This window comes from Actinoallomurus sp. CA-150999 (genome assembly GCF_050942425.1).
GTDB lineage: Bacteria > Actinomycetota > Actinomycetes > Streptosporangiales > Streptosporangiaceae > Actinoallomurus.
The window spans coordinates 9658652-9672975 of record NZ_CP192063.1; the positions used below are offsets into that span (position 1 = coordinate 9658652).

Below are 14324 nucleotides of genomic sequence, written 5' to 3' on the forward strand. Positions count from 1 at the left end.
TCCAATGCCCATGCCAGATCCGGACATGCCCAAGAGGCATCGCCTTAGGCGAGCGCAGCAAAGGACGGCAGGCGAGGTAAGCGCCCTGGCTACGGTGGAGGCATGATCGAGGTCACTCCGTCCACGCCGGATCTGCCGCTCCGGGTGGTCCGGTACTTCGTGGCCGTCGCCGATCACGCGCACTTCGGCCGGGCCGCTGCCGTCCTGCACGTGGGACAGCCTTCGCTCAGCCGGCAGATCCGCGGCCTCGAGCGGCAACTCGGTGTGCGACTGCTCGACCGGACACCGCAGGGCAGCCGCCTCAGCGCGGCCGGGGAAGCGTTTCTGCCCAGGGCCAGGGCGTTGCTCCGAGCCGCGGATGAGGCCGTCGCCACGGCGCGGGCGGCAGCCGGGCTCGGCAGCGTATCGATCGGATACATGCCGGGCCTCGTCGTCACCGCGGCGACCCGCGAACTGCGTCGCCGGCACCCGGACGCAACAGTGCGGACGGTGTACCTCGGGTGGCGCCGGCCCGCTGAGGCCCTCCTCGACCATCATGTGGACGCGGTCGTCACCCGCCTGCCGTTCCCGGCCGATCGGCTTCAGGTCACGCCGCTCTATGACGAGCCACGCGTCGTGGTCGTCCCCCGCGATCACCGCCTGGCCGGACGGCCGTTCGTCGTCCTCGAGGACATCGCCGACGAACCCTTGCCCCAGGTATCCGACCTCGACTCCGCGTGCCGCGCCTTCTGGCACCTGGAACCGCGGCCGGACGGCCGTCCCGCTCCCGCCGGGCCCATCATGAACTCGCTGGACGACACGTGGGAGTTCGTAGCCTCCGGCGACGCCCTCGCCGTCGCCGCCCCCGACCACGTCCAGACCACCCGGTCGGATCTGACACTGATCCCTCTGCTCGGGGTCACCCCGAGCAGAGTCGTGCTGGCGACCCGGGCCGACGACAACGGGCGTCTGGTGGCCGAGTTCCGGCAGTGCGCGATCGAACACCTGACGCCACAGACCCGATGACTTACGTGGCCTGAGGGAATCGCCGGGCTCCCGCAGAACGGCCCGCCCCGTCGCGGGACGGGGCGGGCGTCCGGGATGGTCAGTGAGTGGCGTCGGGGTTCACGCCGACGACGATGGTGGCGAGCAGGCCGTGGGTGATCGGTCCCTTGTGGAGCGGGCGCAGCGTGACCAGGCCGGCCGAGCCTCCGTTCCGGTAGATGCCGTCCTTGTCCAGCGTCGTGCGGTGCGTGGTGTTGATCGCGTACGGCTGGAGCCTTCCGATCCGCTCGGTGACCTTCTCGTCGAAGAAGAACTGGCCCGTGTGGGCCACGTGGCCGCCGGTGTACTTCTTGCCAACGACCTTGCCGCCGATGTGGACCTTGGCGTGGATGTGGATGGCCCGGCCCATGTACCAGCCGGGATACAGCGTCCGGAACTCCACGACGCCGCGCCGGTCGGTGAGCTGGACGCCCCGGAGGAAGGTCAGCTTGTCGGTCGGCTCGGCGTGGCCTCCGCCGCCGCCCGGAGGCGGGGAGCCGGGCGGCGGTGTCGGCGTGCCGGTGGGCGGGGGGCCGCCGCCCGGACCGCCGCCGTTCGCGCCGCCGACGCCCATGGCCGTGTAGCCGGAGTACTCGCCGAGGGCGTCGCAGTGCCAGATGTCCAGCGCGGCCCTCGGGATGGGCGCGCAGGTGGTCGCGTCGACGACGGTGGCGCGCAGGATGAGGGGCACGCCCTCCTTGTGCTCGGTGATGTCGCGGCGGAAGAGGTCGTAGTCGAGGTAGTAGGGGCCCTCGGTCAGCTCCGGAACCAGCACGCACGCCGGCTTCGGACCGGTGGGACCGTGGGTGGTGGAGGCGCCGGCCGCCGCACGGCCCAGCGCGACGATTCCGGCCGCTCCGAGGCCCGCGCCGCCGAGGGCGGTCAGCGCGGCACGGCGGTTCACCGCGCTGGATTCCGGGGACCGCGTGTGGTCTTCATGCTCGGTCATGCGTTCGCCACCTTGGGTTGACAACGGCTATGACGATCAGTCGGCCCCCGCGTCGAGCGACGCTATCCGCGCCCCATGAAGATTGGATGAGAACGAACTGAGAACCGTGAGATGTTCGACGCCGCCGTCTGTCGATCCCGCCCGGGGCCGTTCGTGTAGAGGGTGAGAGCCGGCCCGGAAGAGGAGCACGCGATGAAGCAGTACCTGTTCAGCATCTACCAGCCCGAGGGAGAGCCCCCGGCCGACCTGGATCGGATCATGCGTGAGGTCGAGGCCTGGCAGCAGGAGATGCAGGCCGCCGGCGCGTGGGTGTTCACCGGGCGCCTGCACGCTCCGAGCACGGCCACGGTCGTACGGCTCCGCGACGACGAGGTGCTCACGACCGACGGCCCGTTCGCCGAGGGCAAGGAGTACATCGGCGGCTTCACGGTCGTCCGGGCGGCCGACCTCGACGCCGCACTCGAATGGGCGGGGGCCTTCACCCGCATCACCTCCCTTCCGGTGGAGGTACGGCCGATGCTGGGCGAAGACTGACGTGTCCGCCACCGCGCAGGTCGAGGAGGTCTTCCGCGAGGAGTACGGCCGCGCGGTGGCCGTCCTGGTCCGCGTCTTCGGCGACATCGAACTCGCCGAGGAGGCGGTCCAGGACGCCTTCGCCGAGGCGCTGCGGCGCTGGCCGTCGACCGGAGCGCCCCCGCGCCCGGCGGGATGGATCATCACCACCGCCCGCAACCGCGCGATCGACCGGCTGCGCCGTGAGGCGTCCCGCACGGACCGGCAGGCGCAGGCCACCCGGCTGCAGACCCCGGACGAACCGGCCGAGGAGGGCCCGGTGCGCGACGACCGGCTACGCCTGATCTTCACCTGCTGTCACCCCGCGCTGGCCCCCGCCGCGCGGGTGGCGCTGACGCTCCGGCTCCTGGGCGGGCTGACCACCGCGGAGATCGCCCGGGCGTTCCTCGTTCCCGAGCCGACGATGGCCCAGCGCCTGGTCCGCGCCAAGGGCAAGATCCGCGACGCGCGCATCCCGTACCGGATCCCGAAGGAGGCGGACCTGCCGGACCGTCTGCGGGCCGTGCTGGCCGTCATCTATCTGATCTTCAACGAGGGGTACGTGGCCGGCTCGGGCGACCGCCTGATCCGTGCGGAGCTGTGCGCGGAGGCGGTCCGCCTCGGGCGGCTGCTGGCCGAGCTGATGCCCGACGAGCCGGAGGTGACCGGCCTGCTCGCGTTGATGCTGCTGGTCGAGTCGCGCCGGACGGCGCGGACCGGCCCGGACGGATCCCTGGTCCCGCTGGCCGAGCAGGACCGGAGCCGGTGGGACCGCGAGCTGATCGACGAAGGACAGGACCTCGTCCGGCGATGTCTCCGGCGCGACCGGCCGGGGCCGTACCAGATCCAGGCGGCGATCAACGCGGTGCACAGCGACGCGCCGGATGCGGCCGCCACGGACTGGCGGCAGATCCTGGAGCTGTACGACCTGCACCTCGCGCTCGCCCCGAGCCCGGTCGTGGCCCTGAACCGGGCCGTGGCCGTGGCCGAGGTGGAGGGTCCCGGGCCGGCGCTCGCCCTCGTCGAGGGCCTGGACCTCGACCGGCACCACCTGTACCACGCCATCCGGGCCGACCTGCTGCGCCGCCTCGGCCGTACCGGCGAGGCGGCCCTGGCGTACGAGGCGGCGATCGCCCGCACCGAGAACACCGCCGAACGCGACTTCCTGCGGCGCCGCCGTGCGGTGCTCGGCGGGTGACGCCGGTGCTCCTGGTCGCCCGATCAGGACGCATCGCGGGTGTCGACACCCGGCTGAGGCGCGCTGCTGTCTCGGCTCTGAATGGCGGCGGCGGCGCGATGCAACTCGTCGAGGACGGTTCGGACGGCTTTTCGTGCGGTGCGCTCAGGGCGGTGGAGTACGTCGATACGGCGCTTGGTGTTCACACCGCTCAGCGGCTTGAGGACCACCGCGGGGTGCGGACGCGAGGTCCAGCGGGGCATCAGTGCCAGGCCGCCGCCGGCGGCCACGACCTCGGCGACCACTGAGAATTCGTTGACGCGGTGGACGATGTCGAGTCGGCGGTTGGCGACGCCGGCGATGGCCTCGATGGTGGCCATCAGCGGGAAGCCGTCGTGAACGGTGATCCAGGGCTGATCGGCCACGTCGCGCGGGAAGAGCTGCCGCTTGGAAGCCAGGGGGTGGTCGGTCGGCAGCGCGACGTCGAGCGGCTCGCGCAGCAGGGTGGCGGCGGTCACGGTGCGCGGCCACGCCGGAGCATGGTCGAGCCGGTGAGCGAGCACGAGATCGTAGTCCCGCGTGAGAGGGGGGAAGCGGTCTTGCGCCACGTCCTCGTCGGCAAGAGTCAAGGAGGGACGGCCCGGCCCGGCCAGACCGCGCAGCAGGAGCGGGAAGAACACCGTGGCCGCGCTGTGGAAGGCCGCCACCGACACGTCGCCGTCCGGTTGCTCGGCGAAGTCGGCGATGGTGCGCCGCGCCCGGGCAAGGGCGGTCTCCACCTCGATCGCCGCACCTGCCAAGGCCTGCCCGGCGTCGGTGAGCACAATCCGCCGTCCGGCGCGTTCGGTGAGCGGGACAGGGCTCGAACGTTGCAGTAGTCGCAGCTGCTGTGAAATCGCCGAGGGGGTCACATGCATGGCCTCGGCGACCGCGCTGACGCTGCCGAGCTCTCCCAGTTCGCGGAGGATCCGCAACTGTCGTTCGTCCACTCGCACAGTGTAGGCGAACTAAAAGTTCGTTTCAGAAGTTGGTGGTTGGCTTCATTGTCCTGGTGGTGCAGCGTGAGGACATGCCTGATGCTCGCCGAATCGATGCCGTCCTCCTGCTCGTCGCGCTCGTCTGGGGTTCCAGCTACCTGGCAGCGAAGACGGTCACCGCTGCCATCCCCGTCCTGGCGCTGCTGTTCGCTCGGTATGCGATTTCCGCGCTCGCCTGTGTCGCCCTCGTCGCCGCTCGTCGCGGATTCCGCCGCTGGACACGCGAGGAGACCCGAGCCGGGGCGCTGCTGGGAGTCACCCAGGCTGCCGTTCTGGTGCTGGAGACCTACGGGGTGGCGCATACCAGCGCCGCCAACGCCGGGCTGATCATCAGCTTGACCATCGTGCTGACGCCGCTGCTGGACCGGGCCGGCGGTCGCGGCAGGCTGCCGCTGCGGTTCTTTCTCGCCACCGGCGTCTGTGCCCTGGCCATCGGGCTCCTCGTGTCCGGCCGCGGACTGCACACCCCACAGGTCGGCGATGTGCTGATCCTCGCCGCCGCGGTCGTGCGGGCGGGCCACGTCGCGCTCGTCGGGCGGCTCACCACAGGTCGCGCCATGGATCCGCTGCGCCTGACGACCGTCCAAACCGTCGTCGGCACGGCACTGTTCTTGGTGCCCGCCCTCGACGGCCTGCCGGAGCTGGCCCGCAGCAGTGCCACCACCTGGACCCAGCTGATCTATCTCGCCCTGTTCTGCAGCGTGTTCGCCTTCCTGGCGCAGACCTGGGCGGTGCAGCGCACCTCCGCCAGCCGGGCGAGCCTTCTCCTGGGCACCGAACCGATCTGGGCCGTGGCCGTCGGGATCGGTCTCGGTGGCGAACGGCTCACGGTCGTGGCCGCCCTCGGCGCCGCGCTCATGGTCGCCGGAACCTACTGGGGCCAGGCCATCGAACGTGCCCACCGCACGACCGTGAAAGATGACGCCCCCCGCCCGGCACCGGCACTTACCGGTTGACGCCCTCCGGAACGTGCGCGGGCGGCGCGCGCGGCGGCTAAGGTGGGCGACCGTGCGCCTCGTCATCGCCCGTTGCAGCGTCGACTACGTCGGCAAGCTCACCGCCCACCTGCCCCTGGCCACCCGGCTGGTCCTGATGAAGGCCGACGGCAGTGTCTCGATCCACGCCGACGACCGCGCGTTCAAGCCGCTCAACTGGATGAACCCCCCGTGCTCCGTCAAGGAGGAAGAGGGCCGCTGGACGGTCACGCACGGCAAGTCGGGTGAGCAGCTGATCCTCACGATCGAGGACATCCTGCACGACTCCAGCCACGAGCTGGGCATCGACCCGGGGCTGCAGAAGGACGGCGTCGAGGCTCATCTGCAGGAGCTGCTGGCCGAGCACATCACGACGCTGGGCGAGGGCTGGAAGCTCATCCGCCGGGAGTACCCCACCGCGATCGGCCCGGTCGACATCCTGTGCCGCGACGACACGAGCGCGACGGTGGCCGTCGAGATCAAACGGCGCGGCGAGATCGACGGTGTCGAGCAGCTGACCCGCTACCTCGACCTGCTGAACCGCGACCCGCTCCTGGCGCCCGTCCGCGGGATCTTCGCCGCCCAGGAGATCAAGCCGCAGGCGCGGGTGCTCGCCGAGGACCGCGGCATCGGCTGCGTCACCTTGGACTACGACGCGCTGCGCGGCATCGAGCGGGACGGCACGCTCTTCTAGCGGAGTACCTGACAGAAGGTGGCAGTCTTCGCCGCCATGCTGGTCGCATGAACAAGCGAGCAGAAGGCACCTTCGCCCTCGACGCGTGGGACGCCGAGAAGCCGTACGACGAGCGTGACGGGATCACGTTCACGCGGGTCCACGTCGACAAGACGTTCAGCGGCGGCCTCGTCGGCACCAGCACCGCCGAGCTGATCACCGTTGTCACCGAGAACCCCGCCGCGTACGTCGGGATCGAACGGTTCCAGGGCACGCTGGACGGCCGCACGGGCGGGTTCGTGCTCCAGCACAACGCGGGCGGCGAGGACGGCAAGCCGTGGCTGACCTGGAAGATCGTGGAGACGAGCGGCACCGGCGATCTCAAGGGGATCAAGGGCGAGGGCCAGATCATCATCCTGGAGGACGGCGGCCACTCCTACACGCTCGACTACGACCTGGACTGAGCGCCCACCCGTCAGCGCTCGTAGCGCCGACTCTCGTGCTACGTCAGGCCGCTGTTTCCGCGGATGCCGCGGCGCAGCGGGCCCGCGCCTCGTCGATCATCGGGTACCGCACGCCGTACCGGAGCGTGCGGATGAGGGCGTGGCCGGCGATCCGGGTCGCGCGCGGAAGGGGCGGGCGCCCGCCGAGGAGGGTGAGCGCCCAGTCCGGGAGCAGGCCGGTCGCGACGCGCGCGAGGAGCGCGCTGGACATCCGCGTCGCGGGGGTGCCGCCCTTCGGCCGGCGCAGGAACTCGACGGCCTGGAGCACCTCCTCACTGACGGTCAGCCGGGGGCGCATGGCCGTGAAGTAGTCCTCCGCCTCGGCGAGCGTCCGGGGTGAGTCGGGCGCGCCGAGCATCTCGTTGATCACGGCGTACTCGGCGAAGTACCGGTCGAGGTCGGGGCCCCGCAGCGGGTGCGGGTGGTACGCGACGTGGGCGCGGGCGACGGAGTACGCCTGGGTGATCCCGACCCAGACGATGTCGTCCGGGTCGGTCGCGGAGAAGGCGCGGCCGTCGGGCATCGCGCCCTGGACCCGCTGGTGCATCGCCCGGACCGTGCCGGCGAGCCGCTCGGCGACGGGCGTCGAGCCGTACGTCATGCCGAGCACGAACGACGCGGTGAAGCCGAGCCGTTTGATCGGATCCTGGAGGTAGTCGGAGAAGCGGTTCGTGCCGTGGGTGACGGGCTCGTTCAGCGTGCCGAGGATGAGTCCGGAGACGCCGCCGAGGACGGCCGAGACGTCGCCGTGGACATGCCAGATCGCCGAATCCGGGCCGAACAGCCCGCGGTCGCCGGGCGGGTCGGTGTACTGCTCGCCCGGCAGGTGCGCGGCGGCCATCATCGCCCAGTACGCCTCGTCGATGGACATACGCGGATTCATCCAGCCTCCTCGGGACACGGCGACCACGTTACGCCTTTTGCGACAAGAATCAATATTCGTCTCATGTGTCGCGCCTCACGGGACCGGTACCCTGCGAGGCATGCCGCAGGCCACCACCGACGTCCGGGAGCGGGTCGTCAACGCCGCCGAGCACTGCTTCGCGCGGTACGGCGTCGGTAAGACGACCGTCGAGGACATCGCGGCCGCGGCGGGGCTGTCCCGGGCGACCGTCTACCGCAGTTTCGCCGGCGGGCGCGACGAGGTGATCCTCGCCGTCCTCCTCCGCGACATGCGCCGCTTTCTCGACCGGCTCGCCGCCCGGCTCGGCACGCAGACCTCGGTCTCCGACGGCATCGTCGAAGGGGTCGTCGACGCGGTCGCTTTCGTACGCGGCGAGCCGCGGGTCGCCGCCCTGCTCACCCCGGAGGCCGCCGGTCACACCCAGACCGCCATCGCCGGGGCCGCCGAGCACGTCCTGCGCCTGTGCTCCGACCGCGTGCGGCCGTACTTCACGATGGCCCAGCGTGAGGGTCTGCTCCGCGCGGACATTACGGTGGACGGCGCGGTGGAGTTCCTCTTCCGGATCATCTCCTCGATGATCGCCCTCCCCCGCGACGGGGACCCCCGAGAGTTCCTGCGCACCTATATCGTCCCCGCCCTCGTAGAGAGCAGATAGATGTCCGATGTAAGCGCGGTGCGGTCCTCCGTACGGCCCAGCCCGGCGTTCCTCTTCGTCCTCGGCCTGTTCGCGCTGTCCGGCCTGGCGGTCTGGCGGTACGGCATAAGCCCGGATCGGACCGCCCGGCTGTTCCTGTTCGTGTTCGTCGTCAGCGGCTGGATCGTGTCGTTGTGCCTGCATGAGTTCGGGCACGCGTTCTTCGCCTACAGGTCGGGTGACCGCAGCGTCGCGACCAAGGGCTACCTGACGCTCAACCCGCTGAAGTACGGCGACATCACGCTGAGCTTCCTGCTGCCCGTGCTGTTCGTGCTGCTCGGCGGGATCGGTCTCCCGGGCGGCGCCGTGTACATCGACCGGGGGGCGATCCCCGGGAAGATCCGGCACAGCCTCATCTCGGCGGCCGGGCCGATCGCCAACCTCCTCTTCGCGATCGTCCTCGGTGTCGTCATCACCAACCTGGCCAAGGACCCGGCGCACCTGCTGTTCTGGACCGGCGCGGCGTTCCTGGCGTTCCTGCAGGTCACCGCCGCCGTGCTGAACCTGCTGCCGGTGCCCGGCCTGGACGGCTTCGGGATCGTCGAGCCGTACCTGCCGCGCAGCTGGGTCGCGCAGGCGGACCGGATCGGCGGCTACGCCTTCATGGCGCTGCTCGCCCTGCTGTGGATCCCCGCGGTCAACGAGCAGTTCTTCTCGCTCGTCTACCACCTCACCGACCTGTTCGGCATCGACCAGGACCTCGTCTCGGTCGGGCACGGGCTGTTCCGGTTCTGGGAGAACGTCAGCTTCGCGGGCTGAGCCCCGCTGACGCCTCGTGTCCACCGATCGGTGGACACGGGAATCACCGGACCGCCGATCCCGAACCGGCCTCACCGCCACGACGCTGGAAGCATGAACGACACGGCGGTGCGGGTCCGCGACCTGCGCAAGCGATACGGCGACGTCGACGCGGTAAAAGGCGTCGACCTGGACATCTTCCGCGGCGAGGTGTTCGCCCTGCTCGGCCCCAACGGCGCGGGCAAGAGCACCACGGTCGAGATCCTCGAAGGGCACCGGCGGCGGACCGGCGGTGAGGTCTCCGTCCTCGGGACCGACCCCGGGAAGCCGACCCGGGAGTGGCGCGCCCGGCTCGGCGTCGTGCTGCAGACCTCGAACGAGCAGCCGGAGCTGAGCGTCCGGGAGATCGTCCGGCACTTCGCGGGCTACTACCCCCGCCCCCGGGACGTCGACGAGGTGATCGAGGCGGTCGGCCTCACCGAGAAGGCCGGCGCGCGGCTGGCACACCTGTCCGGCGGCCAGCGCCGGCGGGTCGACGTGGCGCTCGGCATCATCGGCGGCCCGGAGCTGCTGTTCCTCGACGAGCCGACGACCGGCTTCGACCCGGACGCGCGCCGGCAGTTCTGGAGGCTCATCGAAGGGCTCGCGCACGACGGCACGACCATCCTCCTGACCACTCACTACCTGGACGAGGCGGAGGCGCTCGCGGACCGCGTCGGCGTCATCGCCGACGGCCGGGTCCTCGAGGTCGGCTCGCCGATGAAGCTGGGCGGCCGGGCCAACGCGACCGCGCGGGTCGGCTGGCTCGGGCCGGAGGGCCGGCAGTCCATCGCGACGGACCGCCCCACTCAGGTGGTGGCCGAGCTGAGCCAGAAGTTCGGCGGCGAGGTGCCGGAGCTGACGGTCGCCCGTCCCACCCTCGAGGACGTCTACCTCGCCATGATCGGAGAAGCGCGATGACCACCCCCGCCATGCCGTCCACACTCCAGATCGGGCTGTCCCGCGGGGGCCTGGAGCTGAGGAGCTACTTCCGCGAGAAGTCGGCCGTGGCGTTCACGCTCGCCATGCCCGTCATGCTGATGCTGATCTTCGGCATGATCTTCAAGGGCAAGGTCGGCAATACGGGCGTGGACTTCCGGCAGTACTTCGCGGCCGGGATCATCGCCAGCGGCATCATGTCGACGACGTTCGTCAGCCTGGGCATCTCCATCGCGCAGGAACGCGACGACGGCACGCTCAAGCGGCTGTACGGCACGCCGATGCCCAAAGCGGCGTACTTCCTCGGCAAGACCGTGCTGGCGCTGACGCTGTCAGTGCTGGAGACCATCATCCTGTTCGTGCTCGGGAACCTCCTGTTCGGGCTGAAGCCGCCGAGCACGCCGGAGCGGTGGCTCACGTTCGCCTGGGTCTTCGTCGCCGGGGTCGCCGTCTGCACGCTGCTCGGCATCGCGATCAGCAGCGTGCCGCGTTCGGGCCGGGGCGCGGCGGCCGTGCTCAACCTGCCGTACATCGTCCTGCAGTTCATCTCCGGCGTGTACTTCACCTTCGCCGACCTGCCCTCCGGCGTCCAGCACGTCGGCGCGCTCTTCCCGCTCAAGTGGATCAGCCAGGGCCTGCGGTCGGCGCTGCTGCCGGACGCCCTGCTGGCGTCCGAGCCCGCGCACTCCTGGGAGCACGGGCGCACCGGACTGGTGCTCGCGGCCTGGGGTGTCGCAGGCTTGACCCTGTGCCTGACGACATTCCGCTGGAAACGGCGCCGCGACGGATGACGACCAAGGACGCGTGGGACTGGGGACTGGGCCGCTGGGAGACGTACTTCGGCCTGGTCCTCGTCTCGACGCTCATGTACGTGCTGGCGGTCGAGCCGCCGAGCAGGAGCGCGCCGACCGCCGCGTTCCTGCTCGCCCTGGTGCCGTGGTACCTCTTCCTCGGCCGCCGGCTCCTCCGGCGGGACTGCCCCGGCCCGATGACGTACGTCTACGTGGCAGGGATGATCGTGCTGTGCTCCGCGGCGGCGCTCGTCGCCCCGGAGAGCGCGCTCGTGCTGTTCGCCGCGGCCCCGCTGTGCTTCATGCTGATGCGTTGGCAGTCGAGCGTCGTCGCGCTGGTGTTCCTCAACGCGGTCCCCGCGCTGCGGTTCCTCCGCGGCGGCCCGGACGCCGGTTCGATCGCGGTGTTCCTGGTCTGGACGGTGGTGGTCATCGGCTTCTCGGCGTTCTTCGGCCTCTGGATCGAGCGGATCATCGAGCAGAGCAGGGAGCGCCGGGAGTTGATCGCACAGTTGGAGACGACGCGGGCGGAGCTGGCCGAGGTCAGCCGGGAGGCCGGCGTGATGGCCGAGCGCGAGCGGATGGCCGCGGAGATCCACGACACGCTCGCGCAGGGCTTCACGAGCATCCTGATGCTGCTGCAGGCCGCCGACGCGTACGTCGGGCGCGACCCGGAGGCGGCGCGACGGCAGGTCGGCCTGGCGGCGCGCACCGCGCGGGAGAACCTCGCCGAGGCCCGTGCGCTGGTGGCCGCCCTGCCGCCCGCGCCGCTCGGCGGGTCCTCGCTGGACGAGGCCGTGGAGCGGCTGGCGGAGCGGCTCCGCGAGGAGCTGGGGGTGACGGCCGACTACACGCTGACCGGCGAGCCGCGACGGCTGACGGCCGGAGCCGAGGTCGTGCTGCTGCGCGTCGCCCAGGAGAGCCTGTCCAACGTCCGCAAGCACGCGAAGGCCGACCGGGTCGAGGTCGGCCTGGCGTACGCGACGGAGTCGGTGCGCCTGGAGGTACGCGATGACGGCGTCGGTTTCGCGCCGGGCGCGTCGCACGGATTCGGGCTGCACGGCATGCGCGAACGCGTCGGCCAGGTCGGCGGCACCCTCGACGTACGGAGCGAGCCCGGAGCGGGAACCGCGGTCGTGGTGGAGGTGCCGGCGTGATCACGGTGTTGCTGGTCGACGACCACCCGGTCGTCCGTGAGGGCCTGCGGGGCATGCTGTCGGCCGAGGAGGACCTGACGGTCGTGGCCGAGGCCGGAGGTGCGGCCGAGGCGGTCGCGGCGGTACGGGCGCACGAACCGGACGTCGTGCTGATGGACCTGCGCATGCCGGGCGGGGACGGCGTGGAGGCGACCGCGCGGGTGCTCGTCCAGCGCCCGCAGACGCGCGTCGTGGTGCTGACGACGTACGACACGGACGCCGACATCCTGCGCGCCGTCGAGGCGGGTGCCGCGGGCTACCTGCTCAAGGACGCCTCGCGGCACGACTTGGCGCAGGCCGTACGCGCGGCGGCGCGCGGCGAGACGGTCCTGGCCCCGTCGGTGGCGGCCAAGCTCGTGTCCCGGATGCGCTCGCCGGTGGAGTTGTCGCGCCGGGAGATCGACGTGCTGCGGCTCGTCGCCCGGGGCCGTACGAACGCCGAGATCGGAAAGGAGCTGCTGATCAGCGAGGCGACGGTGAAGACGCACCTGCTGCGGACGTTCGGCAAACTGGGGGTCTCCGACCGGACCGCCGCGGTGACGGCGGCGCTCGAACGCGGCATCCTGCCTCCGCCCGGCCGAAACGGGTAACTTACGGGGAAACCGAACCTCGTTATAGACCGGGTGACGCCGATGACCGCGACCGCGAACGAGAAGACCGCCGCGACGTTCCGTTCCTTCGATCCGGCGACCGGTGAGGTCGTCGGCGAGCATCCCGTCCACGACGAGGCCGCGGTGAACGCCGCCATCGAGCGCGCCCGCGCGGCGCAGATCTGGTGGGCGGGCCTCGGCTGGAAGGAGCGCAAGGTCCGGCTGCTCAACGTCAAGGGCGCCCTGACCCGCGCGCTCAACCGCGTGGCGACCGCGATCCACCGGGAGACCGGCAAGCCGGTGGCGGACGCCCAACTCGAGACGGTCCTGGCGATCACGCACCTGGACTGGGCCGCGCGCCACGCCCAGAAGGTCCTCGGCCCGCGCGGCGTCTTCCCCGGCATCGTCGCCATCAACCAGAAGTGCGTCCTGGAGTACCAGCCGCTCGGCGTCGTCGGCGTGATCGGCCCGTGGAACTACCCGCTGTTCACGCCCGTCGGCTCCATCGCGTACGCCCTGGCGGCGGGCAACGCGGTGGTCTTCAAGCCCTCGGAGTACACCCCGGGCATCGGCCTGCTGCTCGCCGAGATCATCTCCGAGGTCATCCCGGAGGAGCCGGTCTTCCAGGTCGTGACCGGCCTCGGCGACACCGGCGCGGCGCTCGCCCGCGGCGCCGTCGACAAGATCGCCTTCACCGGGTCGTCGCCGACCGCCCGCAAGGTCATGGTGGCCTGCGCCGAGCGCCTCACCCCCATCGTCGCCGAGTGCGGCGGCAAGGACGCGTTCATCGTCAACAGCGACGCCGACCTCGACGACGCCGCCGACGCGGCGCTGTGGGGCGCGATGTCCAACGCGGGCCAGACCTGCGCCGGCGTCGAGCGGGTGTACGTCGTCGACGGCGTCTACGACGCCTTCGTCGCCCGGCTCACCGCGCGGGCCCGGACCCTGCGACCCGGCGAGGACCGCACCGCCGCGTACGGCCCGATCACCATGCCGGGCCAGCTGAACGTCATCCAGCGGCACGTCGACGACGCGCTCGCGCGGGGCGGCAAGGCGCTCGTCGGCGGCGCCGACGCGGTGAAGGAGCCCTACGTCGAGCCGGTCATCCTCGTCGACGTCCCGGACGACTCCGCGGCGGTCCGCGAGGAGACGTTCGGCCCGACCATCACCGTGCACCGGGTCGAGTCCGTGGACGAGGCCATCACCCGCGCGAACGCCACGCCGTACGCCCTCGCGGGCGCGGTCTACTCCCGGAGCCGCTCGACGGCCATGGACGCGGCACGCCGGCTGCGCAGCGGCATGACCTCGATCAACGCGGTGATCGCCTTCGCGGCCGTCCCGGCCCTGCCGTTCGGCGGGGTGGGCGACTCCGGCTTCGGGCGCATCCACGGCGCCGACGGCCTACGGGAGTTCGCCCGCTCCAAGGCCATCACCCGGCAGCGGTTCTCCCCACCGATGAACCTCACGTCGTTCCAGCGCACCGACAAGGACATGGCCAAGCTGCTGCAGCTCGTCAGCCTGCTGCACGGCCGCCGCCACCGCTGA

Annotated in this window: 16 protein-coding genes; 13 read left to right on the forward strand and 3 right to left on the reverse strand. The window is 71.3% G+C overall.

Annotated features, from left to right (window positions below; genetic code table 11):
• The first annotated feature begins 102 nt into the window (after positions 1 to 102).
• Complete coding sequence (locus tag ACQP2O_RS44445; RefSeq protein WP_433175359.1) at positions 103 to 1005, forward strand: LysR family transcriptional regulator; 903 nt, start codon at positions 103 to 105, stop codon at positions 1003 to 1005.
• Positions 1006 to 1084: 79 nt separating this feature from the next.
• On the opposite strand, the gene ACQP2O_RS44450 is transcribed toward ACQP2O_RS44445, so the two are convergent.
• A complete protein-coding gene (locus ACQP2O_RS44450) occupies positions 1085 to 1972 on the reverse strand; it encodes an intradiol ring-cleavage dioxygenase (RefSeq protein WP_433175360.1) in 888 nt (295 codons plus the stop codon).
• Positions 1973 to 2164: 192 nt separating this feature from the next.
• Here ACQP2O_RS44450 and ACQP2O_RS44455 point away from each other — a divergent pair, with 192 nt between their 5' ends.
• A complete protein-coding gene (locus ACQP2O_RS44455; RefSeq protein WP_433175361.1) occupies positions 2165 to 2506 on the forward strand; it encodes a YciI family protein in 342 nt (113 codons plus the stop codon).
• Position 2507: 1 nt separating this feature from the next.
• The gene (locus ACQP2O_RS44460; protein ID WP_433175362.1) at positions 2508 to 3722 is read left to right on the forward strand and encodes an RNA polymerase sigma factor; all 1215 of its coding nucleotides are present in this window, start codon (positions 2508 to 2510) and stop codon (positions 3720 to 3722) included.
• Between the two features lie 23 nt (positions 3723 to 3745).
• Here ACQP2O_RS44460 and ACQP2O_RS44465 read toward each other — a convergent pair whose 3' ends face one another.
• Positions 3746 to 4690 (reverse strand): LysR family transcriptional regulator, encoded by a 945-nt coding sequence (locus ACQP2O_RS44465; RefSeq protein WP_433175363.1) that lies wholly within the window; start codon positions 4688 to 4690, stop codon positions 3746 to 3748.
• 80 nt (positions 4691 to 4770) lie between these two features.
• Here ACQP2O_RS44465 and ACQP2O_RS44470 point away from each other — a divergent pair, with 80 nt between their 5' ends.
• The 3 genes from ACQP2O_RS44470 to ACQP2O_RS44480 are packed head-to-tail and all read left to right on the forward strand — an operon-like array spanning position 4771 to position 6849.
• Positions 4771 to 5694, forward strand: coding sequence for a DMT family transporter (locus tag ACQP2O_RS44470; RefSeq protein ID WP_433175364.1), 924 nt, complete (start codon positions 4771 to 4773; stop codon positions 5692 to 5694).
• A 52-nt stretch (positions 5695 to 5746) separates the two neighbouring features.
• Positions 5747 to 6406 carry an endonuclease NucS gene (gene nucS, locus ACQP2O_RS44475; protein WP_433175365.1) on the forward strand — a complete coding sequence of 220 codons (660 nt, stop codon included), beginning with the start codon at positions 5747 to 5749 and terminating at the stop codon, positions 6404 to 6406.
• Between the two features lie 47 nt (positions 6407 to 6453).
• Positions 6454 to 6849, forward strand: a complete 396-nt coding sequence (locus tag ACQP2O_RS44480; RefSeq protein ID WP_433175366.1) for a DUF3224 domain-containing protein — start codon at positions 6454 to 6456, stop codon at positions 6847 to 6849.
• Between the two features lie 43 nt (positions 6850 to 6892).
• On the opposite strand, the gene ACQP2O_RS44485 is transcribed toward ACQP2O_RS44480, so the two are convergent.
• Positions 6893 to 7771 (reverse strand): oxygenase MpaB family protein, encoded by an 879-nt coding sequence (locus ACQP2O_RS44485; RefSeq protein WP_433175367.1) that lies wholly within the window; start codon positions 7769 to 7771, stop codon positions 6893 to 6895.
• Between the two features lie 100 nt (positions 7772 to 7871).
• Here ACQP2O_RS44485 and ACQP2O_RS44490 point away from each other — a divergent pair, with 100 nt between their 5' ends.
• The 7 genes from ACQP2O_RS44490 to ACQP2O_RS44520 all read left to right on the forward strand — a co-directional run bounded on the left by ACQP2O_RS44490 (position 7872) and on the right by ACQP2O_RS44520 (position 14324).
• Positions 7872 to 8447: a TetR/AcrR family transcriptional regulator gene (locus tag ACQP2O_RS44490; protein ID WP_433175368.1), complete on the forward strand. Its 576-nt coding sequence runs from the start codon at positions 7872 to 7874 to the stop codon at positions 8445 to 8447.
• Positions 8448 to 9245, forward strand: coding sequence for a site-2 protease family protein (locus ACQP2O_RS44495; protein WP_433175369.1), 798 nt, complete (start codon positions 8448 to 8450; stop codon positions 9243 to 9245).
• A gap of 93 nt (positions 9246 to 9338) precedes the next feature.
• The gene (locus ACQP2O_RS44500; RefSeq protein ID WP_433175370.1) at positions 9339 to 10184 is read left to right on the forward strand and encodes an ABC transporter ATP-binding protein; all 846 of its coding nucleotides are present in this window, start codon (positions 9339 to 9341) and stop codon (positions 10182 to 10184) included.
• A complete protein-coding gene (locus tag ACQP2O_RS44505) occupies positions 10181 to 10993 on the forward strand; it encodes an ABC transporter permease (RefSeq protein ID WP_433175371.1) in 813 nt (270 codons plus the stop codon). Before ACQP2O_RS44500 ends, ACQP2O_RS44505 begins: the two co-directional genes overlap by 4 nt.
• A complete protein-coding gene (locus ACQP2O_RS44510; protein ID WP_433175372.1) occupies positions 10951 to 12150 on the forward strand; it encodes a sensor histidine kinase in 1200 nt (399 codons plus the stop codon). Before ACQP2O_RS44505 ends, ACQP2O_RS44510 begins: the two co-directional genes overlap by 43 nt.
• Positions 12147 to 12779 carry a response regulator gene (locus ACQP2O_RS44515; protein WP_433175373.1) on the forward strand — a complete coding sequence of 211 codons (633 nt, stop codon included), beginning with the start codon at positions 12147 to 12149 and terminating at the stop codon, positions 12777 to 12779. The genes ACQP2O_RS44510 and ACQP2O_RS44515 overlap by 4 nt, the downstream gene beginning before the upstream one ends.
• A gap of 42 nt (positions 12780 to 12821) precedes the next feature.
• Complete coding sequence (locus ACQP2O_RS44520) at positions 12822 to 14324, forward strand: aldehyde dehydrogenase family protein (protein WP_433175374.1); 1503 nt, start codon at positions 12822 to 12824, stop codon at positions 14322 to 14324.